At 40.0% G+C, this 21,379-nt stretch carries 23 protein-coding genes and 1 pseudogene; 3 read left to right on the top strand and 21 right to left on the bottom strand.

The genetic code is table 11. The features are described 5' to 3' along the window. Positions 1 to 34: 34 nt before the first annotated feature. From AC59HZ_RS28175 to AC59HZ_RS28165, 3 genes are all read right to left on the bottom strand, one after another. Positions 35 to 280, bottom strand: a complete 246-nt coding sequence (locus AC59HZ_RS28175) for a hypothetical protein (RefSeq protein WP_496549075.1) — start codon at positions 278 to 280, stop codon at positions 35 to 37. A gap of 352 nt (positions 281 to 632) precedes the next feature. Continuing rightward, positions 633 to 932: a hypothetical protein gene (locus AC59HZ_RS28170; protein ID WP_496549074.1), complete on the bottom strand. Its 300-nt coding sequence runs from the start codon at positions 930 to 932 to the stop codon at positions 633 to 635. A 60-nt stretch (positions 933 to 992) separates the two neighbouring features. After that, positions 993 to 1,412 carry a hypothetical protein gene (locus AC59HZ_RS28165; protein WP_496549073.1) on the bottom strand — a complete coding sequence of 140 codons (420 nt, stop codon included), beginning with the start codon at positions 1,410 to 1,412 and terminating at the stop codon, positions 993 to 995. 290 nt (positions 1,413 to 1,702) lie between these two features. On the opposite strand from AC59HZ_RS28165, the gene AC59HZ_RS28160 reads away from it, so the two are divergent. Next, entirely contained in the window at positions 1,703 to 2,218 is a 516-nt protein-coding gene (locus tag AC59HZ_RS28160; RefSeq protein WP_496549072.1) for a hypothetical protein, read from the top strand. Positions 2,219 to 2,299: 81 nt separating this feature from the next. On the opposite strand, the gene AC59HZ_RS28155 is transcribed toward AC59HZ_RS28160, so the two are convergent. Further along, a complete protein-coding gene (locus tag AC59HZ_RS28155) occupies positions 2,300 to 2,626 on the bottom strand; it encodes a hypothetical protein (RefSeq protein ID WP_496549071.1) in 327 nt (108 codons plus the stop codon). A gap of 374 nt (positions 2,627 to 3,000) precedes the next feature. Then, positions 3,001 to 4,671, bottom strand: a complete 1,671-nt coding sequence (locus AC59HZ_RS28150) for a ribonuclease J (RefSeq protein ID WP_496549070.1) — start codon at positions 4,669 to 4,671, stop codon at positions 3,001 to 3,003. A gap of 386 nt (positions 4,672 to 5,057) precedes the next feature. Here AC59HZ_RS28150 and AC59HZ_RS28145 point away from each other — a divergent pair, with 386 nt between their 5' ends. Then, a complete protein-coding gene (locus AC59HZ_RS28145) occupies positions 5,058 to 5,354 on the top strand; it encodes a hypothetical protein (RefSeq protein WP_496549069.1) in 297 nt (98 codons plus the stop codon). 70 nt (positions 5,355 to 5,424) lie between these two features. Here the strand turns inward: AC59HZ_RS28145 and AC59HZ_RS28140 are convergent, their stop codons facing one another. The 14 genes and pseudogenes from AC59HZ_RS28140 to AC59HZ_RS28075 all read right to left on the bottom strand — a co-directional run bounded on the left by AC59HZ_RS28140 (position 5,425) and on the right by AC59HZ_RS28075 (position 17,296). After that, positions 5,425 to 5,763 carry a VOC family protein gene (locus AC59HZ_RS28140; RefSeq protein WP_496549068.1) on the bottom strand — a complete coding sequence of 113 codons (339 nt, stop codon included), beginning with the start codon at positions 5,761 to 5,763 and terminating at the stop codon, positions 5,425 to 5,427. 310 nt (positions 5,764 to 6,073) lie between these two features. Further along, positions 6,074 to 6,571, bottom strand: a complete 498-nt coding sequence (locus AC59HZ_RS28135; protein ID WP_496549067.1) for a DinB family protein — start codon at positions 6,569 to 6,571, stop codon at positions 6,074 to 6,076. A gap of 281 nt (positions 6,572 to 6,852) precedes the next feature. Continuing rightward, positions 6,853 to 6,972 (bottom strand): annotated as a pseudogene (locus AC59HZ_RS28130) (TrmB family transcriptional regulator); the annotation flags it as partial. A gap of 274 nt (positions 6,973 to 7,246) precedes the next feature. Further along, positions 7,247 to 7,921 (bottom strand): DUF1028 domain-containing protein, encoded by a 675-nt coding sequence (locus AC59HZ_RS28125; RefSeq protein WP_496549066.1) that lies wholly within the window; start codon positions 7,919 to 7,921, stop codon positions 7,247 to 7,249. Between the two features lie 45 nt (positions 7,922 to 7,966). After that, positions 7,967 to 8,419: a RidA family protein gene (locus tag AC59HZ_RS28120; protein WP_496549065.1), complete on the bottom strand. Its 453-nt coding sequence runs from the start codon at positions 8,417 to 8,419 to the stop codon at positions 7,967 to 7,969. A gap of 50 nt (positions 8,420 to 8,469) precedes the next feature. Next, positions 8,470 to 9,174: an ABC transporter ATP-binding protein gene (locus tag AC59HZ_RS28115; protein WP_496549064.1), complete on the bottom strand. Its 705-nt coding sequence runs from the start codon at positions 9,172 to 9,174 to the stop codon at positions 8,470 to 8,472. Next, entirely contained in the window at positions 9,167 to 9,961 is a 795-nt protein-coding gene (locus AC59HZ_RS28110; protein WP_496549063.1) for an ABC transporter ATP-binding protein, read from the bottom strand. The genes AC59HZ_RS28115 and AC59HZ_RS28110 overlap by 8 nt, the downstream gene beginning before the upstream one ends. Then, positions 9,951 to 10,976, bottom strand: a complete 1,026-nt coding sequence (locus tag AC59HZ_RS28105) for a branched-chain amino acid ABC transporter permease (RefSeq protein WP_496549062.1) — start codon at positions 10,974 to 10,976, stop codon at positions 9,951 to 9,953. The genes AC59HZ_RS28110 and AC59HZ_RS28105 overlap by 11 nt, the downstream gene beginning before the upstream one ends. Before the next feature lie 13 nt (positions 10,977 to 10,989). After that, positions 10,990 to 11,856 (bottom strand): branched-chain amino acid ABC transporter permease, encoded by an 867-nt coding sequence (locus tag AC59HZ_RS28100; RefSeq protein ID WP_289984008.1) that lies wholly within the window; start codon positions 11,854 to 11,856, stop codon positions 10,990 to 10,992. Between the two features lie 11 nt (positions 11,857 to 11,867). Next, on the bottom strand, positions 11,868 to 13,028 hold the full coding sequence (locus AC59HZ_RS28095) for an ABC transporter substrate-binding protein (protein WP_496549095.1): 1,161 nt from the start codon (positions 13,026 to 13,028) through the stop codon (positions 11,868 to 11,870). Between the two features lie 311 nt (positions 13,029 to 13,339). Beyond that, complete coding sequence (locus AC59HZ_RS28090) at positions 13,340 to 14,596, bottom strand: Zn-dependent hydrolase (RefSeq protein ID WP_496549061.1); 1,257 nt, start codon at positions 14,594 to 14,596, stop codon at positions 13,340 to 13,342. Positions 14,597 to 14,689: 93 nt separating this feature from the next. Next, complete coding sequence (locus AC59HZ_RS28085) at positions 14,690 to 15,274, bottom strand: adenylyltransferase/cytidyltransferase family protein (RefSeq protein WP_496549060.1); 585 nt, start codon at positions 15,272 to 15,274, stop codon at positions 14,690 to 14,692. Positions 15,275 to 15,302: 28 nt separating this feature from the next. Then, the gene (locus AC59HZ_RS28080; protein WP_496549059.1) at positions 15,303 to 16,766 is read right to left on the bottom strand and encodes a 4-hydroxyphenylacetate 3-hydroxylase family protein; all 1,464 of its coding nucleotides are present in this window, start codon (positions 16,764 to 16,766) and stop codon (positions 15,303 to 15,305) included. A 17-nt stretch (positions 16,767 to 16,783) separates the two neighbouring features. Continuing rightward, positions 16,784 to 17,296 (bottom strand): flavin reductase family protein, encoded by a 513-nt coding sequence (locus AC59HZ_RS28075; protein ID WP_496549058.1) that lies wholly within the window; start codon positions 17,294 to 17,296, stop codon positions 16,784 to 16,786. Positions 17,297 to 17,519: 223 nt separating this feature from the next. On the opposite strand from AC59HZ_RS28075, the gene AC59HZ_RS28070 reads away from it, so the two are divergent. After that, positions 17,520 to 18,836, top strand: a complete 1,317-nt coding sequence (locus AC59HZ_RS28070) for a helix-turn-helix domain-containing protein (protein WP_496549057.1) — start codon at positions 17,520 to 17,522, stop codon at positions 18,834 to 18,836. 70 nt (positions 18,837 to 18,906) lie between these two features. Here AC59HZ_RS28070 and speB read toward each other — a convergent pair whose 3' ends face one another. Both speB and AC59HZ_RS28060 read right to left on the bottom strand, forming a co-directional pair. Next, positions 18,907 to 19,863 (bottom strand): agmatinase, encoded by a 957-nt coding sequence (gene speB, locus AC59HZ_RS28065; protein WP_496549056.1) that lies wholly within the window; start codon positions 19,861 to 19,863, stop codon positions 18,907 to 18,909. Positions 19,864 to 19,960: 97 nt separating this feature from the next. Beyond that, complete coding sequence (locus tag AC59HZ_RS28060; RefSeq protein ID WP_496549055.1) at positions 19,961 to 21,355, bottom strand: purine-cytosine permease family protein; 1,395 nt, start codon at positions 21,353 to 21,355, stop codon at positions 19,961 to 19,963. Positions 21,356 to 21,379: the final 24 nt, after the last annotated feature.

Raw genomic sequence — 21,379 nt, 5'->3', positions numbered from 1 at the left:
GAATAACAATGTTTATTCATTCAGCTTATTCCTTTCAGTCAGTACGACTGTGTCCCACTAATTTAGTGATGGTGTATCCCCCATCTCGTTCATATGTTACCCAGAAATCCTCTTCACATTTTTTGCATAACCATTCAAAATGCCCCATATTTTCTAAAACGCCACAAATAAGACATCCCTGGTTTAGCTTGTTTAGTACATTTGCTATTGAAGTTTTACCGCACCTACTATGACCAAGCATACCAATATTCCTAATTGCATCAGTAGAATAAACTTTCATAAATAATTACCCCCTAAAGCAAATAAATTTTGTATATTTATCATATATTCTTTAACTTTGTCCTTATTTCCTATTGAACTATACTGCTCCGTTAGTTGAAGAAGGATCAATAATATTGGTACTCAAAAAACAATTAATTTGACAGAAGTTTTGGCTCTCTTTTTTAAGTGTACAATACTTATTGTCCATCATAATAATGATGTCAATTGCTATGTCAAAGTTAAAGAAATTCCGCAGAAACCTTGATAAATAAAGAAAAAGACGTATGCCAATGATACGTCAATTCTTGTGTCATTTCTTAAGAAAGCACCCGAAAACGGAAGCCTTTCCTCTTTTAAGCAGGAGTTTTGATTTAATGTGCGATATGAATACTTCCATCATCAAAGATTTGAACCTCTTGGTAACTGCCCATGTAGTTTATGGCATCGGTGATAATACCTTTTGTCACAAATTCATTCTGACCGGCTTCATATATTTCCCGATTTATAATTAAATAATAAAAATGACATTGCAGTTCATCGATCATTTCTGAACCGGTAAATATGAAGTTATTACCGTATTTATCCTTAAACCATATAAGAGCCTCATCGTGGCTGTTGAAAAAAGGGAGCGCTGCTTCTTCATCTTGAGTGATATATCCTGGAACGTACATCGTTCAACCGCTTTCATAAGTATTTTTACTATCAATTTTATAATAGAATCAACTGTACAACTATAACAGAAGTTTATCCAATTCACGTACTTGATCATAGGCTTTTAAAAGATCTATTGGTACGAATGTTCTTCCATGTTCCCATGCATTCTCTTCGACTTCTGCTAAAAGCTGTATCTTTTCTTCTTCTTTGCCATAATAGAGTGTCTTTAAAACTCGTGGATTTTTCCTGAATTCTAAGTAATAACCGAGTTGATGATAAAGAATAATTTTCACAAAGTTTTCATCTGTTTCTCTAACTTTAAAGTTAATTTTAGCGTTATAGCCGTTAATTTGTATGTAGTTAAACTTAATTGTATTTGTGGATAAGTTATAACTCATCGGTGAAGTGAGTTTATCGCTGAATTCAACATTAAATTTTAGTTTTTGCTCTTGTAATGTATTTATAATGATCTTCTCAATATCCCATATATAAAGCATGTATCTTTACCCTTCCTATCAACAATCGCTTGAAAATCTTATCTTGCTGCAATTTATTAAATCTTTGATTTTTAGTCTTCATTTTTTAACAATAAAATACTTGGCCTAATGTAACAAGAGCCATTTTACATAAGTTGTAATTGAACTAAATTCCTCTTTTTAGAAAGAAAAAGCTTTCTAGATAGGTCCTTTTTATCCAATGAGGTTTTGGAATTAAATAGGAGCTTGTTCTCACTTTTTTATTTTATCAATGAGATCTCCTCCTTCTCTACTACATATGAAGAAACTGATTGGTTAAACTAAAGAAACGAAAAACACAGAAAGGGGAAAAAGCTGTGATACGGAAACTTATGGCGTTTTTCTTATTTGCCGGCTTCCTTTTCACCGGCGCCCTTCACACTGACGGCCAACCACCTCCGGATCCCGTCGAAATGGGGAAGAAAGAAGGCTTTTATGAAGGAATCCGTTCGGGGCTTGAAGACCGACATAATTTTAGAATCTCCCGTGCTTGGCAGCAGGTACCACCTTCTCAGCTGAGTTTGGCAAACAAGAAGGAGATCGCTCGACCCCTCATGAAAATAGGACTTCTTCGCCAGGTGTCCCTCTTTTTTTCCTCTGAGGAGAACTTCAACGCCTACCTTCATGCCCATCCGGAAATGAATGCGGTACAGGCAGCTCAGCGGGTACTCGGGCAAGGGTTTGTGAAGGCGTACAAAGAAAGCTTCCAAAAAGGTTATGAGAAATCACTCACTGCTTCACCCGAAAAGGCGGCAAACTACGCGGCCTTACTGAAGACGAAAAAATGATAAAGGAAAAACAAAAAGGGCAACCTCTAGGATGCCCTTTGATCTGCTCTGTTAGACTGAGGTGAACGTACCAATTGAAATCTAGTTAAAATTCGCCAGCCTGGTAAACTTGTAAGTAGTTCTAAAGAAACCATAAATCGCTTTAGATGATTTTGAATGAACAACAGTGGTTGTCGATTCGGGCTTTTCTATATTAAATGATAAAGTTATATGATCATCGTTTGGTAAATTTGGGTCATAGATATTAATGGACAGATTGTTATCATTCAAGTCATACCCATACGCAAGTACTTGATGATGTTTTTTAATCTGAAAAGGATTAAATGATTTTCCTCTAATTAAGCCAAGCGGTGAAAGCCTGCCGTTATCAAGATCCTTTTTTGTTTTCGGCCATTTCTCTCTCATCATTCTCCACGTCCTTCCACGCGGTACAACTCTTAGTTTTCTAGCTTTGGTTTCATAATCTGGAGATTGAGGAGCAGTCTGTAAGCTGAGAAGGAAATCCCCTAGCATTAAGGCTCAATCCAAACTAATAAGCAAAGAAGCCGAAAAACGCTTCTCTTCTTAGAGTTACCCAAAAACTAAAACCAAAATCAATTTGGGTAGGGAACATTGACTGTTTCGTTCATATCAGTACATTTCTTCACAATCTTCCTGATTCAATTTAATAATGTTATTCCACAATCTGGCCCTAAAATGAAAATGAGCGCTGATCCTTGTTACTGAATCGCGCCCGATTGTTGAAGATCAATTAATTCATTTTTTTAAAAACTTCCCACCTATTAAATTTCAATAAGTATAGGAACAATCATTGGATTTTTCTTAGTATGTGTATATATATATTGTCGTATTGATTTTTTTATTTGTTTTTTCATTACATTCCATTGGTTTCTATTTGCTTCTTGTAGCTCTTTAACAGTTTTTATAGTAAGTCGATTAACGTCTCTTCGGAGTTCCGAGAAATCTCTATCCACAAATCCACGAGAAATGGTATCGGGTTCAGAAATCAGTTTTCCTTCCGCTTTGCTCATAGTTAAAACAATCATGATCATTCCATCCTCTGAAAGCTGTTTGCGGTCTCGTAACACAAATTCCCCAACATTACCGACATCCCCCCCGTCTACGTAGGTATTCCCAACCGGTATTTTCCGGGTATGACGGGCAATGGTATGTTCAATATCGACTACATCGCCATTATTGATGATAAACGTGTTTCCTTGCTCTACACCAACGGATTCAGCTAACAAACGGTGGTGGTGTAGCATTCTAAATTCACCGTGAATGGGAATAAAGTATTTTGGTTTCATTAATGTAAGCATTAGTTTTAAATCTTCTTGATAACCATGGCCAGAAACATGCATTCCGGATGTACTTCCTGATCCATAAATCACTTTGGCTCCAAGTGCAAATAAGTTGTCTACGATACTCGTGACATTTCGTTCATTCCCGGGTATTGGACCTGCTGCAAAGATAACCGTGTCTTCAGGTAAAATGTCGACACCGCGAAAGTTTCCAGTGGATAGGCGGGCAAGAGCAGCCAATGGTTCTCCTTGACTCCCCGTGCATAAAATAGCCACCTTTTCAGGAGTCATTTCATTGATTTCATGTGGGTCAATTAACATTCCATCAGGAACTGTTAAATATCCACGTTCCATAGCAACCGCTAAGACCTTAACCATACTTCGTCCAAGCAACGCAAGTTTTCGATTTGTTTTTTGAGCTGCATTCACAACTTGCTGAACGCGACTAATATTTGAAGCAAAGGTAGAAAAAATAACTTTGCGTTCTGCTTTCATGAAAGCTGCTTCCACATGTTCACCTACCATTTGTTCCGATGGGGTCAAACCAGGACGTTCTGCATTGGTACTCTCAGACAATAGAAGCAAGACCCCTTCTTTGCCGATTTCTGCCATTTTATGAATATCCGAATGCTCATTATTCGCAGGGGTTAAATCGAACTTGAAGTCCCCCGTATGTACAATATTACCCTCTGGTGTGTGAAAGACCATTCCCAAGCAATCAGGAATACTATGGGTCACTTTGAAAAAGCTTACACTCATTTCTCCGATTTTCAAGTTTGAGTTTGGGTTGATTTCAACAAGTTCGCTTTCTCTTAGAAGTTTATGTTCTTTTAATTTGATTTCAATTAATCCTAGTGTGAAGCGTGTTGCATAAACAGGTACATTCAATTTTTTTAAGAAGAACGGGATTCCCCCTATATGATCTTCATGTCCATGTGTGACAATTAAAGCCCTGACTTTATCTTTATTTTCTACTAAGTAAGCTATATCAGGAATAATCAAATCAATTCCTAATAAACTTTCATCTGGAAACTTATTGCCGCAGTCGATAATCACGATATCGTTTGAATATTCGATTGCATACATATTTTTCCCGATTTCATTCAAGCCGCCTAATGCGAAGATAGATAATGCATTCTCTTTTGTACTCAAATTTATTTCCTCCCACTTTAAATATAATCTTAGTATGCCCTTTCTTTGGGTTTCCCTTTATCAGTGGGTTGAATGCTCGAGCTTTCTATAGAAAAGGAAACTCTAGACTTGTTTTATTCCTAAAAATACTGACTACAACATAGATGTCTTAGGTTCCCACATCGTTATCGAGGTCTTTCCTCCCGTTGAGAAATGTTTGTAGGTTTGAAATAAAGTTTGATCAAAAGGATTATTATCGAGTAGATTTATTTTTTGTTTTATAAAAAAGTTTGATCATTTTTGTGTCTTTCTTCAATTAAAGCGCCTGATTGCTTAATAAGAAAAAGTCGAGGTATACAAATCCCACAACTTTTTCGTTAGTTAATTGTGACTTACTATGATTGTAATTGCCGGTATACACACGATACAAGCCTGGTGGTGAAGGAAAACAGTCTTCAGAAGTGGGGATTCTTGATGGAAATAAATCCTTAACGGTTTTTGTCAATCCCTATAGCAGAAAAATCGTTGGAGAACTAGATGACGCCGATCGATTCATGGCTCAAATAGAGAAGCTGCATGGTCAATTGATGGTAGGCAAAATTTGTTCTTACTATCGGGATTGCGTAACACTTCATTTCTCATCAATTGCATCTGCTCTCTACTGGAACTTGATCCTTTTCTTGTCACACCACCATTGCTTTTAAATCATTTAGGTCACGGACATCGCCTGATTCTTTGGAGCATGAGGTAACCCATGTATTGAATGTGCCTTACTCAACTGAGTATCTCCACATTAAAGCCACCTGGGGCTTTAACATAGAATGTCCATCGATGAGCCATTTTGGGTGGTTTCACATCAAATCCATCATCCTTCAATCGTTGATTAATCTCGTTTACTTGTTCTTTACTCTCTTGAGAGAAGCCAATATGAAAGGACTTGGGATAGTTAGCCCGGGTATCTTTCATCAAGGCTAGTAACAATCCGTCATCGTCAGTCATTACAGCAAATGAATCTCCATTTATACTCTTGGTTTGCAAGTCGAAATATTTCTCCAAGAACTCTCGAGCAGCGTTAACGTCAGTGACCGTAAGATTAATATGGTTTAGTTTCATAGGGTACACTTCCTTTTCTTAGTAATAACTTTTCAAAACCGCTTAAAAAAACTTGATGTAGACTTCTTGCTTCTTCCACTCTATTGTAACGATGAAAATAGATTCAGGAATCGATAAATGGAATGAAGTTCCCTACAACTTTAGATTGAAGTTAAGACTTCGGTTTATTGATCGAAACACCTTATTCAATTAAATGGCCCTTAACATAAAGAAAGAGCACAATTCTTACTATAGAATCGCGCCCAATTACGGAAGAACATTTATGTTGTCTTGTTTGAAGAACCCACCTGTTTAATAAGGATGTACGATATCAGCTCTTTTGAGCATTCATTGCTTCCCATTCTTCTTTGCTAGGACCATATACGCCAGGAACTTTCAAGTCAGCTTGTCTCATAAGGACAGTCAATTGTCCGCGATGATGAGCCTGATGTTGAATTAATAGACGGAAAACAGCTTGAACTGGCATGTCCATTCCAAATAAATTCACCATTTTGTTCATTTTTTCATCTGAAACCTGTTCAGAAAATGCATGTGTTAACCGCTGGCTTACTGTTTTATAGGTCTCGCTGATTTCAGCAGCTGATTTTGGTGCCTCTTTTTGAAGATCAGGAATCTCAAATTTTATTCCAACCTGTGAAGGAAAGTAGTAAGCTGCTCCAGTAAGGTGCCAAGCCAGGCTTCCAATGCTGTATAGTCCTGGAGAAACTTCCTGATTCAACGATTCATCCGTCAGTACATCCAGTACTTTTTGGGTAACAGCTACTTCTTGTTTCCATTCGTTTAAGAAATCATTTACTGATGTAAACATTCCATTCCCTCCTTAAATTAGCAAATCCTTCATTTTTAAACAAGCCTTTCCAATTCATTGTATCATGTTCAGCTAACCATCCGCTTCTCTCAAAGACTTATTAATCGAAGGATTTTTTGCTATTCTTGTAAAACCCTATTCAACAATCTGGCCCAATATTTAAAAAAGGGCGCAGTTTTTATTCTGGAATTGCGCCCGTTTGTTGAATAAGAAAAGCATTATTTGCTATGAAGTAATGCTTTTCTTAATATGTTGTATAAAACAGAAAGAATAGTACAAATCTATTTTACATAATGTTTTTTAAAATCTGGGTGGATAGAAAATTTGCGACGTAAATTGATGAGGTTTTCCCCAAAACTTTCCTCTAAAAGTTCTCTATGTTTCTCCATAATTTCCATGAGAACAAATAAAAAATCAGTCTCTTTATCAAGGACTGATCTTTATTGAATACTTTATCAATTTCTATTGCTAAATCAGGAAAGACAAAGGATTTTAATTCTTGCTTTTGTCCAAATGCTTCATTATTTCGGAAATATCCATCCTCGAACCCATAAACCTCAATAATTTTGTAATTAGGGTCTACAATTCAATATTCTTTGACTCCAAACTGCTGATATTTCTTGAATTTTTCATTACGGTCTTTTAAAGCCGTGGACACTTTAGTTATGGGGATACTCATTCATCACCTACAACGCCATAAGATGGAGCCAACTCTGGAACAATCGCCCTGACTTTGTAGTCGTTTGCCTGTGGACTGTAGATTTCCCAAAGCTTCTTTAAATCCTCAAGAGGCTGTTCACTATAGTCCACTCTTAAGTCAACATAGGCGAATGGCTCATCCGTATAAACCAGAAGACCGATGGAATGCTCCTGATCCAGCTCCCCACCCATTTGCAAGCCTTTTTCAATCGCCGAAATTAACCTTTCAGCCAATGGTCGACCTTCAGTTTGTAAAAACGCCTGGCCCATGGCTTCCGGAATCTTAGGGTTACTGAGAAGATTCCCAATACTGGCAACATTTTTTGCACAAAATTCTCCGTGTACACCTAAAGCCTTAGTACCTGTGAAAGCAGCAGAATTTCCTTTAGAATCGACAACTGCTAGCTGTCTGTATTCTGGAAACGGGGAAGCTTCCTTCATCGATCGGATCGTGGACTCTGCATCAAATCCGTTTTCCAATACAGTAAAACCGATACCAGCTAATCTTGGATCAGTAACGTTTTGGGTTAAAATAGCACCAACTTCTGTTTTAACCCAGGGACATCTTGCCCCAACGGATGGACTACTGGACGTAACAATGACTCCTAATGCACCTGTGGAAGAACAGCGTCCTGCTACCGAAAATGTCATTTTTCTCCTCCTTGCCGTTATTTTTCAATTAAATAATACGATGCTTTATTCGCTAATTACAGCCTCTACATCAATTTCCATTAACATCTCAGGCATGGCAAATCCACTTACGAGCAACCCAGTACTGCACGGATAGACATCCTTAAAATGTTTGGCAATCACCGGATAGACTTTGCTTCGATCTTCACGATGCATGAGATAAACCGTTATTTTACAAATATCCTGAATCGTGCCGCCTGCCTCTTCAATTAGCTGTTTAACACATGTACAAGCCATTTCCGCCTGTGCTTCTACATCGCCAACGCCGTGAAAATTTCCATCCAAATCAAATCCTGTCTGCCCTCTCAAGAAAATGCGATTTCCTGCTCGAACAGCCATGCTAAACTCATTCGCAATGTGATGTTCTGGTTTTCCCATGTTTTTCGGATAAAACTGGTCCGTTTTGAACGTTCGAATTCTTTGAATTCTCACTTTTTTTGTTTCACCATGGACTGACATATTAATATTTCCTCCTTTAAAATGTAAGTTTTATATGAATATTTTTTAATCTAAGCAGATCCAAGATAGGACCGCTGCACGATTTCACTTTCTTTTAACTCGCTTTTTGTTCCTTGTCCGGCTAAACGCCCTGCCATTAAAACATAGCCACGGCTGCAAAAATCAATCGCCATTTCCGCATTTTGATCGACCAAAAGGATCGTCGTTCCCTGCTGATGCAGTTCGGTGATTTTATCATAAACCTCAAAAACTAGTTTGGGAGATAGACCCATGGACGGTTCATCTAATAATAATAGCTTTGGACTTGTCATCATCGCTCTAGCTATTGCTAGCATTTGTTGTTCTCCCCCAGAAAGAAGGCCTGCTAATTGATCCTTTCTTTCTCTTAAGATGGGAAAAGGTTCTGTTACTTCTTCCACCCGCTGCTGGCGATATTTTGCTGGCAGCGTATAACCGCCTAAAAGTAAGTTATCCCAAACGGAGAGTAATGGAAATACATGTCTTCCTTCTGGTACTAGAGACATACCTCGACTTACAAGTTTAAACGTTTTTTCTTTAACAATCGATTTGCCTGATAGTTGAATATCTCCATTTTTGGGACGGATCTCTCCGATAATCGTCTTCAATAGCGTGCTTTTACCAGCACCATTCGCACCTATAACGGAAACGGCTTCCCTTTCTTCCACTATTAAACTAACATTGTCTAAAGCACATATTTGCCCGTAATAGGTACTTAGATTTTGAACATTAAGCATGCGCTTCAGCCCTCCCCATATAGGCTTCCAATACGGCTGGATGATTTTGAATCAATTCAGGGGGACCTTCTGCTAGCTTTTCTCCAAAATTTATCACCGTAATTTGGTTAGATAAGGAATTTACCAGATGCATATCATGAGCAATGATTAAGATGGTTATCCCCTGATGATTCACCTCTGAAAATAGGCTCATTAGCTCTTTCGTTTCCTTCTGATTCATTCCGGCCGTAGGTTCATCCAGTAATAACAGATCTGGATTCGTCGCTAATGCTCTAGCAATTTCGACACGTCTTTGATTTCCATATGAAAGTTGGGCAGCGTACTCGTTCCTGACGTCCCATAATCCTACGAATTTCAGGGTTTCTTCAATCCGTTCTTTCGCTTCTGATTCTTTGTTCCGGAAGGTTTTGGTCCGGAAAAGAGCAGGAAGAAGATTTCCGCCTGTATATTGATAGGTTCCTATTAACACCGTTTCAAACACCGTCATATCTGGAAATAATCGAATATTTTGGAAGGTTCGTGAAACCCCATACTGGGCAATTTTATCTGGTCTCAGGCGTGTAATGTCGTGATTTAAAAACTGTACCTTCCCCATATCTGGTTTAATCACTCCAGTAATAAGGTTGAACAACGTACTCTTCCCTGCACCGTTTGGACCAATAATCGCATGAATATTGTTTTTCAAAACAGAAAAGGACAGATTGTTAACGGCCTTAACGCCTCCAAAAGATTTAGAAAGATTTTGGACGGTTAGTATAGCGGAATCATTAGTGAGATCAATGCTCATAACTTAATCCCTCTTTCTCTGGAGTCGGTTCGGCAGCTTGAATCGTTCTTTTCTGAAGACGTCTTTTGACTAACTGGAATAATCCCATCATTCCCTTAGGGAAAAACATAATCATGACAACGATCAGAAACCCGTAAATAATCATTCTCAATTCAGGGGTTTCTCGCAATGCCTCCGAGGAAACAGTCAGGATGGATGCACCAATCACCGCCCCAGCAATCGATCCTTGGCCGCCGATCATGACCATCGTTAGAATGGTGACGGACATCGAAAACGTAAAGGTTTCCGGACTAACGACACGAAGGAAATGAGCGTATAAGGCACCTGCAGCCCCGCAGAAAGCTGCTGAAATTGTGAACATCATGACCTTTGTTTTAAAAACAGGTATTCCCATCGATTGAGCCGCCAGTTCATCATCACGAATGGCCGTACAGGCACGCCCGAATCCAGAATGAATGATCAACCTTGTGACCAAAATACCAAGAAACACAAAGAGTAATAATAATGGGTAATAATCCTGGTATTGAAAAAACACAAATTCAAAGGTGCCGATTTTTATCGGAGGAGGAGGAGCTATACCTGCAATCCCCATTGGTCCGCCCGTTAAATCAGTCCAGTTTAAAAATACAAGCCAGATAATCGTTCCGAATGCCAGTGTCGCCATTACCAAGTATTCTTCAATAAGCTTCAACCCGATAAAGCCAATGATAAACCCGATTAACGCTGTTATGACGATCGATAACGGCAGATTTACCCAAAAGGAAAATCCAAGGTTTTTGGACAATATGGCGGCAACATAGGCGCCAATTCCGAAAAATGCACCGTGTCCAACCGAGACTTGCCCCGTATAACCAACAATTAAATCTAGACCTAAGGCTAGGAGGGTATAGATTAAAATGAGATTAATAACATACATAACGTATGGATTGGTAACGGCAAGGGGGAGGAAAAATAAGGCGATCACTCCAAGAATCAACAGGAGCTTCCGGTAAACTGTTTTATTGGTTTGTATCATCTCTTCTCCTCCCTTACACTTTCTGCTGAATGATCTTGCCAAAGATTCCTTGAGGACGAACTAATAAAATAAATAATAAGATGACCATCGCGACTGCATCCCTATAGCCAGAGGAAATAAAGCCAGCCGCAAAGCTCTCAATGATCCCCAATAATAAACCGGCTATCATGGCACCCGGAATATTCCCCATCCCCCCCATAACAGAAGCTGTAAATCCCTTCAGACCTGCAAATACACCCATCGTTGGATAGACCAGGAAAACAGGTCCTACTAATATTCCCGCAAGGGCACCGACAGCTGATCCGATGGCAAATGTGATCGAAATAATCTTATTGGCGTTAATTCCCATTAATTGTGTGGCATTGATATCTTGCGAGGCTGCTTGAACAGCCTTTCCCATAAGTGTTCTATTCATAAATAACTCTAATACGATCATGACAAGGATGGTAAGAATAATGATAAAAACGTAGTGCTGATTAATCTCCATATCAGCTATCGTAAAATTCTTGGAGAGGAATGGTGAGTTCAACCGCTCAGGTGTTGCCCCCCAAATATATTGAGCAACGTTTTGGAGAACAATCGAAATCCCAATGGCTGCAATCAGCAAATTTAACTTTGGTGCCTTTCGCATCCTCATGTAAACGACTTTCTCCATTAAATAGCCGAGAAAAGCCCCTGCACATACTCCACCGAGATAAGCTAACCAGATTGGAGTATCTAATAATAGAAGATAAAGGGACACGAATGCCCCTCCCATATAGACTTCACCATGTGCAAAGTTGATAAAACGCAGCACATTCCACACCATTGTGTAACCAATTGCCATTAAAGCATAAATGCTGCCGAGGACAATTCCATTTATCAATTGATCTACGAACACAAATTATCCCCCTATTCTGAATCTTTAATCACCTTAAAGGTACCGTTTTGAACTTGCATGATCATTGGTGTGTTAGAACGATCACCGTTTTTATCAAATTTAATCGGCCCTGTAATTCCCGAAATATCAGTGTTTGCTAGGGCATCACGGTCTTTAGCGGCGTTTCCTCCGCCTTTTTCTAATGACTTGGCAATCGCCATGGCTGCGTCAAAAGCAATGGCTGTATTCGCCTGGGCAGGAACATTATTCTTTTCAGCTAAAGCTTTAAACTCTTTCATTTGAGGAGTATCTGCATTTAAATCAATCATGGAGGCAAAAATATGATTTTCTACCGCATCTCCACCCAATTTGATCAGCTGCTCTGAATACATCGAATCATCTGGAGAGAAGAACTGGACATTTAACCCAGCCTGCTTGGCCTGCTGTTCGATCAAGGCGACTTCGTTGTACAAGCCTACTACCATGACGGCATCCGGTTTTAGGGTTTTAATCTTGGATAATTGAGCAGAAAAGTTTTTATCGCCTGGGTTATATTTTTCAGCAGTGATAAAATCTACTCCAAGATCTTTAGTAGATTGCTTAGCAGCATCATACATCGTAATGCCATAGTCCGTATTTTCGAATATCGCGGCAATTTTCTTCACATTTTTTTCTTTTGCCATATAATTCATCACGGCAGGAACGTATACGGAACCAGTTAGGATAACACGGAAAAGGTATGGATTCTTTGTTTTAGATAAATCAGGGCTGGCCCCCATGTTTAAATGAAGCACTTTTGCCGGTCCGGATACTTCTTGAGAAGCCAAAGTTGGCGAGGAATTATATCCCCCAATAATGGCTTTTACACCATCGTTATTAATCATTTTATTCACCACGGCAACGGCTTCAGATGGAGTGGCTTTATCGTCCCCTACGATTAACTCAAGCTTCTTCCCATTGATTCCTCCCTCACTATTAATCTTTTTAAAAGCGAGCTCCACTCCATTCTTCATATCCTGTCCATATTGGGCATTATCACCGGTCATGGGTGCTTGAAGACCAACACGTAATGTGTCACCGCTTGCTGAGTTGCTAGAACCTGTAGAAGAATTTTTGGCTGAACACCCTACCAATAAGAAGGCTAATACCATAAACATAACCATCTTTTTAACAAATATTTTTTTGGAATGCACCAACTTTAGTCCCCCTTTTTTCTTTTTACTTATATAGAAATTTGTAAATTTAAAAACCTATATTGGCAAAATCAATGACAGGGTGATCGATGATATGGTAGTTTTGGAGTTAAATCCTGATGCTTGGAAGAGTTGAAAGGAAATAGGCGGCTAATTCTAGGGAGTATATGTTGTTTTATTTACGGATTTTTTCTTTATTTATTCTTTAATTAAAAATAACAGGTTCATAGTGTTAATGTCAATTTAATTTTCAAAAAATTCAATATTTTATAAAAACGATTCTCTTTCTTAAGGCTTCTATTAAAATAGGATTAAACACTCAGCTCCGTTTCAGACAGTGTGCGATCCAACTGAACAATGCCCTGCAACACTAAATTTGCTGCTTTTTCAATATCGTAAGGTTCACTATACTCTTCAGGGCAATGACTTTTGCCGCCAATACTTTTCACGAAAACCATCACTGATTTGGTGACACTTGCCATATGGGCAGCATCATGGACTGCCATGCTTGGCAGCCTCAAATAAGGCTCATGCATTTCCTTGGCAGTGTTCTCAAGAATCGCTACAAGGTCCTCATCTAACACAACAGGTTTTTGATCAAGAAAGACTTCTTGCTGGATGACTACCTCTTTTTTTTCGGCAATCTCCTGCCAAACCTGATTGATGGTGTTCACCGCGTTCTGAATATCTTCCTTCGTTTCGGCTCTTACTTCTAAAATGAAGTCAATTTGGCCAGGAATAATATTGGCCGCATTCGGTGTGACCGTTAATTTTCCAACTGTACCAACGATATTTCCTTTAGTTGCGCAATACCTTTCTACCTCAAGAATCATCTCAGCTGCTGCGGTGAGAGCGTCTTTTCGATTGTTCATCATGGTGGTTCCAGAGTGATTGGCTTCCCCAATGACGGTAACGAAACTACGAAACGTCCCTACAACTCTATCAATAATCGCCATAGAAATATTGGCATTTTCTAACCGCTGCCCCTGCTCAATATGGATTTCAATAAATGCTTTTTTATCTTTTTGCATCGACTCCATGTTGGAGAATTGATCAAGTCCCCCTCCCACTTTCATCAGCTCATCCTGAAGGAGCGAGCCTTTCGAATCACGGGTTTCTTTTAAGCTTTCAGGTTTTAGTTTCCCAACAAAAGCGCGACTGCCAAAGGTGGATAAGTGGAAATCGTTAGATTCTTCTGCCGTAAAGGAAACAATTTCAAGATCATGATTCAGTTTAATATGATGTTCCTGGAACATGGTTATGATTTCTTTTGCCGTTAGTACACCCAGCGGCCCATCGTATTTACCTCCATTGGGAACGGAATCCAAGTGGGATCCAATGACAATACTGCCTTTCTTTTTGCCGGTGCCTTCATATTTGCCCCAAATATTGGCGGCACCATCAATCGTTACCTGTAGTCCCAATTCTTTTAACTCTTCTATAAACAATCTTCGGACTTGATGATCCTCTTTAGAGAAACTAGGTCTCGTGACACCTCCATGTTCATTTTTCCCATATGCTGCATACCTTTCAATGTCTTTTTGTAACCTGCTTAGATTTATTTTCAAACCCTTATGCCCTCACTTTCTTCCTGTTTCAAAAAAAGAGAGCAACGAATGGCATCACACCATTATTGCTGCTCCGGATTTTCACTTACTCTACTAATTTACTTTCATGGCCGTTCCCTCAAAGTTTCTTTCTTCCAAATAGGAAATAGAACGGATATCCCCAAGAAGACTTTTGGCCAACGAAACATTTCCTTGCTTTAGAAGTGAACGAATTCGTGTGGATGAAATGATTTCACCCTGTTCACATTGCATCGGATGTAACACGCCGACATGAAAATGGCTTTTTAAATCTTCAATGGTGCCCATACGGCCTTTTCCAAATTGAAAACAAGGGCCTTCCCATATTTCAACGGGATGGATGAATTGCAGCTCTTCAATAAAGGCAGAAACCGTTTTATTCATGAATGCTTCATTAAATTTCCCCACGATAACATGATCCACTCCAAGTGCCTTTAAGCGGTTCAGCTTTTCTTCCAGTGAGGTGATCAATTGGCCTTTTTTGAAGTGGACCTTCGGAGGTGGATCGAAGGTATAGACCACACACGGAACTCCATGAGCCTCTGCCTGTTCTTTTGTTTTTAAAATCAAAGCCTGATGACCGCGGTGCACACCATCAAATGCACCGATGGTTAGCACGGAGGATGGAAGCTTTAGCGTACCAGGTGTATGAATTTCCAATGGAATAACTCCTTTCTAGCTTAAGGAATTAGCGGCTGGAAATACGAACGGACTGGTTTATCCCTGCTGCCTTTCGCACCAATTCACGCTGTGGTTCCATATCAAAGTTATTAAACACGGCCATTTGTTGCGCAAATGGCGGACTTTGGGCAAATAATTCAAACGTGGTTCGATGACCTGCGTAGGAGGAATTTAATAAGTCCCTTGCAAAATAGAGTAATTTCCCACGATCCTCAGGCGTCCACTCGCCAACAGAATAATATTCATCAAAATATTGCTTGATTTCCGGATCTGCCATTGTTGCCGAATCCGGCGTTACCGCTAATTGGCCTCCGACCAGTTCTCTTGTTAAATGGGCCATGGCTGGGAAATTCGCTAGTGCGAATACACGACCGGTATAAAGAAGGGATTGGTTTGGCATCATTAATCCGCCCGGGCTTCTTTCCGCTTCAGCAACAGCTGCGGTTAAATGAGCATTGATTCCCTCACGGTAGTTGATTAATTGAGATATTTTTTCTTTTACAGCTTGAAGATGGGTTAAACCGGTTTGTTCGACATTTAATAAGGCGGCTCCGATTAAATAATCGGCCCGACGCAGCATTCTAAGGGTGTAATTAAAGGCAGAATAGCGATGAAGAGTAGAACGGATATAAGCGGCAGACTCTAAGGAGCGGTGGAAAAGGACATTTTCCCACGGGATTAAGACGTTATCAAAAATGAGTAAAGTATCAATTTCTTCAAATTTTGTCGCAATTGGATAATCTTCTGCATTTCGATCTTTACCAAGGGAGGTCCGGCAAATATGTTTAAGTCCAGGCGAGCCCATATCGCAGATGAATCCGCAGGCAAATGGGGCCATTTTCTCAGATCCGGCATTCCAGTCCAAAATCGTTGGTTTGACAAAGGCTTGGTGTGCATAAGCGGCGGCTGTCTCAAATTTTGCCCCTTTTACGACAATTCCCTTATCATTTTCCTCAACGACATGAAGCAGTGTTCCACCGTCTTTTCCACTGAAGAGTTTGCTTCGATCGCCTTTCGGGTCGGTATTGGCTGATACATGGAACAAGTCTTCCCTTGCCACGCGGTCAATATGATACTTTATATTTTTGGCATAGGTTGGGTCGATTTCATTTAATTTATCCTGGGCGTCATATAGGGACCACATTTCGCCAATCGTTTCGTCCCCCACTCGGTAAACGACCCCGTTAAGATCATCGAGTACGGTTTCGACATGCTTGCGAATGGCAGCTAAGTCTGCTTTTGTTTCAGGGGCTTTGTAAGCACGGGATACGATTTCCCCATCAGGAAGTCTTGCCGTTAAGGTATCGGCATATTTGGCTTCAAGCGCCATATCATACATTCTCGCCTTTACATCAATAATCGGCTTAAATGATGGATGTTCGGCTACATTCCGAACCTTTTCTCCATCAATATAGACCTCCCTGCCGTCATTCAATGATTCACGGTACTGTTTACCTGTCATTAATGCCATTAGATTTCCTCCCCAAATTACTTATTTTCTATAAATTGACCAAACTTTCCGCGATAGTAAACCAATGGTTCACCAGTGGCTGCATGAGCCGTTTGTACTTCCGCCATAAAAACAGAATGTGTTCCTCCCGTAACTTCTTCCACCACACGGCATTCAAGATAAGCCAATGTTTGGTTAAAGACAGGATTTCCGAGCTCACCATACGAAAAGTCTGCATTCTTAAATTTATCTGTATTGGCCCTAGCAAATTGCAGGGCTAAATCTTTCTGATCCTCCGTCAAAATGTTGACTGTAAAGGATTTCGATTCTGATATCGCATGACATGTTCCTGTATTTTTATTGACACAAACAAGCAGCATGGGAGGTTCAACTGAAACGGAGCTGACTGCGCTTGCTGTAATCCCAAAATCGATTCCATTATTCGTTACTGTAATAATCGAGACACCGGTCGTAAAGTGTCCGATAACATGCTTATATTGATTTTGTTCCACTGTAGAGACCGTATTTCGGTGATCCTTGGTTGAATCCATGTTTTAAACATTCCTCCTTTTTATATTAACGGAAATTTTCTTAATCTATTCCTTTAATGTGACTATACAATGGAAAAGAACGGTTGTCAACAGAATTTTCACAATATTCAATATGTTTATATTGGAAATTTTTGAAAGATGAGATAAACTTATAGTTGAAGAAGATTATTCAAAAATAGTAAATTATAGTTATAAGGAAACAACAATTTATTGGGGGGATTATTTGAAACCTAGAGCTGGATTTATCGGACCAGATGACTATATCCGTCTTACTTCTGAAATTGCTACTGAATTTAGTGACCGGCTCCAGCCTGTTCCCTTCATCTATCGGGATACCGAGGAAGCGGCCGAGATTATACGAAATAATCAACATTTAGTAGACTTTTGGATCCTAACGGGGCCGGCTCTTTATAATTCATATCTAAAGAGCGGCGTTAACCAACCCTATTACCTATTTAAATTAGATGGTGCAAGTTTAACCAAGACTTTAGTGGAAATCGGTTATAACGATAAGAAGAGCGTTGAGACGGTCAGTATTGATATGCTAACAAAACGAGATGTTTATGAAACTTTCCGAGATCTTGGAATTCCGAGCAATCAAATTCATGTTTATGAGTATACGAATGAAACACCTGTTAGCAATCTACTATCCTTTCATCAACAACTTTATCAAACGGGGAAAGTGGATCTTTGTGTAACGTGTTTACGGGCCATTTATGATCAATTGCGTAAGGAGAACATTCCCGCTTATAGGGTGACTCCAACAAGAAGCAACATACGCGAAACTTTATCATCAGCCGTTCAACAGTGGGAAACACTGCACTTTAAACAATCACAGATTGCCGCCATACTCGTAAAGGTTGAAGGAATAGAGAAAAAAGATGTTCATAACATGGGGACTTATGACCTACACCGATTACATTTAGAAATTCAGGCTGCCGTTTTAAACTTTGCCGAATCGATTTCAGGGTCGTTTGTCTCAGTGGGAACGGGTATCTTTGTTATTTTTTCCACACGAGGTTCGGTGGAAGAAACGGAGAAACCAATTAGTTCTCTGTTGGAAAAATTAGCTTTAATTACGGACATGCCGTCTAATATAGGTATTGGTTACGGTGATACTGCCCTATCTGCTGAAGAAAATGCTCGTCTGGCCATCAATCATGCACAAAACTATGACTCTTTTTGTGCTTTCCTCGTTGATGATAATGGAACGATTGAAGGCCCATTAAAAGAACAAGAATCGATCACCTACCAATACCGGACCGAAAACAAGGAAATAAGTGAGAAACTTAAACACAGCGGAATCACGATTACAACCTTCAACAAAATTTTATCGGTTCAAAAAAGAATGGGTAATGGTTCCATCACTGCCTCACAGATTGCGGAATGGCTAAAAATGACGCCAAGAAACGCCCGTCGAATTCTAACCGGATTGGTTGAACAAGGAATTGCCGAAATTATCGGGGACGAGGCTCCTAGCGCTAAAGGACGGCCGAGAAAAATATACCGAGTAAGCAATGTCTTGCAGGAAAATCGGTAAAAATAGCCCCGTAATGTAAAAACGGATGCCATGTTAAGGTGGCATCCGTTTTTACCTATTCCCATTCCTTTTATCGATTTTGTTCCCTTCTCGCAAGAGCTAATAAACTTAAAAATTCAAAGACGATACTTGCGGCCGTTAAGGCTGTTACTTCGGTGGGGTCAAGTGCAGGGAGCACTTCTACCAGATCAAATCCAATGAAGTTTATGCCTGAGAGCTGGCGCAGCATATGTTGGGCTTCTGCACTGGTAAATCCAGCGATTTCTGGGGTGCCGGTTCCGGGTGCATAGACTGGGTCGAGAAAATCAATGTCAAAGGTGAGAAAAACCTTGTTGTTTCCCACTCTTTCGCGAGCGCGCTTCATCGTTTCATTGAGACCGATAACCCGCATTTCGTCGGCCGTAATGACTTCAAACCCAAGTTCCCGCGCTTCGTTGATATCATTAGGATCATAGACGGTGCCGCGCATCCCAATCTGAATCGAACGGGACGGATCGATGATCCCTTCTTCAAACGCTCGGCGAAAAGGCGTCCCGTGCGTATACTTTTCTCCCCAATACTCGTCCCATGTATCCCCGTGGGCATCAAAATGAATAAGCGATAATGGACCGTGAACACTGGCAAGTGCCCGTAACTCCGGTAAAGAGACCGAGTGATCCCCGCCAAGCACAATCGGAACCGCGCCCTCCATCGCCCACGCTTTGACATGCTCGGTAATGTATTGATGGCTTTGACCCGTGTTGCCAGGAATAACCATGACATCTCCTCCATCCACCCCCTCCAGAAAATCAACAGGACGAATTTGATGGTAAACATTTGCCGGTCTCAGCAGGACAGAGCTGCGGCGAATGGCCTCGGGGCCAAATCGCGCACCAGAGCGGTAAGTCGCAGAAGTATCAAAAGGAGCACCGAGAATCACAAAGTCCTTTTTGTCGATTTCCTGTTGATAGGGTAATCGCATAAACGTACGGATTCCCGAAAATCTGGGCATCGTACTGGGGTTCGGTAGTTCAAAATTCTTGCTCATCGTCATTCCTCCATTTTGGTGTATTCAACCTTCATGAAAAAGGATAGAAATGGGAATCATTCTCTTCCCATTTTCTATCCTTTAAAAATTGACTTCATTAAATTTTGTGAAGTGGTTCATCTTCAAATGAGAGAGGTCCCTCAATGGTCTCCTCGGATTTTAATTTACGTTTCATCAAGACATAGTAAAGCACCGACGGAACGACCAATCCTAAAATCCAGGCAACATCTGCTCCTCCCATTGCTTTAGCTCCTGGTCCTACATAAAGAGAAGTATTCATGAAAGGGACTTCAGCTATTACAGAAATGATATAAGAAATAGAGGTAATTTTGTTGATTTTTCCGTACTTACCATTAAGGTCAAAGATATCTTTAATACTATACTCCCCGTGGCGGACAACATAAAAATCAATGAGGTTAATAGCTGTCCACGGGATTAAAAAGTAACTAATAAATAAAATAAAGTCGATAAAATGGGATAAGAAATTTCCCTGTCCCAAAATAGAGAGCGAAGTACCGACAACTGCGATTCCAGCAACAAAAAACATCCTTACCCTTGGCGTCACTTTAATTTTTGAAAAAGGCTCCACAGTGGTTACAGTTGACATAAATGCACCGTATAAATTGAAAGCATTGATGGAAAGTTGACCTAAGATGATCACCACAAACATAATGATGGAGAAACTGCCAAACTGGTTAGCGAGATTCGTACCAGAATTACTTAAGAAATTCGGAATGGCCGTAGTCAATAGAACGCCCAAAACCATCATCCAAACCGTTCCTAAAATGGTCCCCGCGTACGTATACCAAAAGGTTTTCGAATAATTAGTATCAGCAGGCAAATACCTGGAGTAGTCAGCAACATATGGTGCATAGGAAATTTGCCAAGTTGCGACCACACTAACACTTAACATAAAAATGGGTAGATTAAATCCGCTCGGAGACCAACTTCCTGCCGGAACAGGTAGTTGAAAGACGATTACCGTAGCGGCAATAAAGACGAGAAAAAACACCCAGGTCAAATACTTTTGTATTTTATGAATAAGATCATGTCCAACCATTGTCACGATAAAGGTGATGACATTCAGAATAATGATACTGAAAGTTAAATTAAGGTTTAAGGCACTGCTCAATACTTGTGCCCCTAACAGACCGCTGCTGGCAAAAAAGCCTAAATACATAAAAATAACGAGAATTAAAGGAATCACCGCGCCAATAACACCAAATTGGGCACGGCTTTGAATCATTTGCGGAATACCAAGTTTAGGTCCTTGAGCAGAATGGGACGCCATGAAAATGGCTCCTAGTAAATTCCCAACAATAATAGCTACTACACTCCAAAAAAGATTTAAACCAAAAGTGACACAAAGTGAGCCCGTTACAAGTGTGGTAATATGCATATTGGCGGCAAACCAAACGGAAAATAATCCTCTTGGTTTTCCATGCCGTTCATTTGCTGGAATATACTCAATGCTTCTTGTCTCAATTTTCATAGACCTGCCCCCTGTTATCAATTA

This window comes from Neobacillus sp. DZ-9 (genome assembly GCF_059587065.1).
This window is presented reverse-complemented; position numbering and strand designations above follow the sequence as displayed.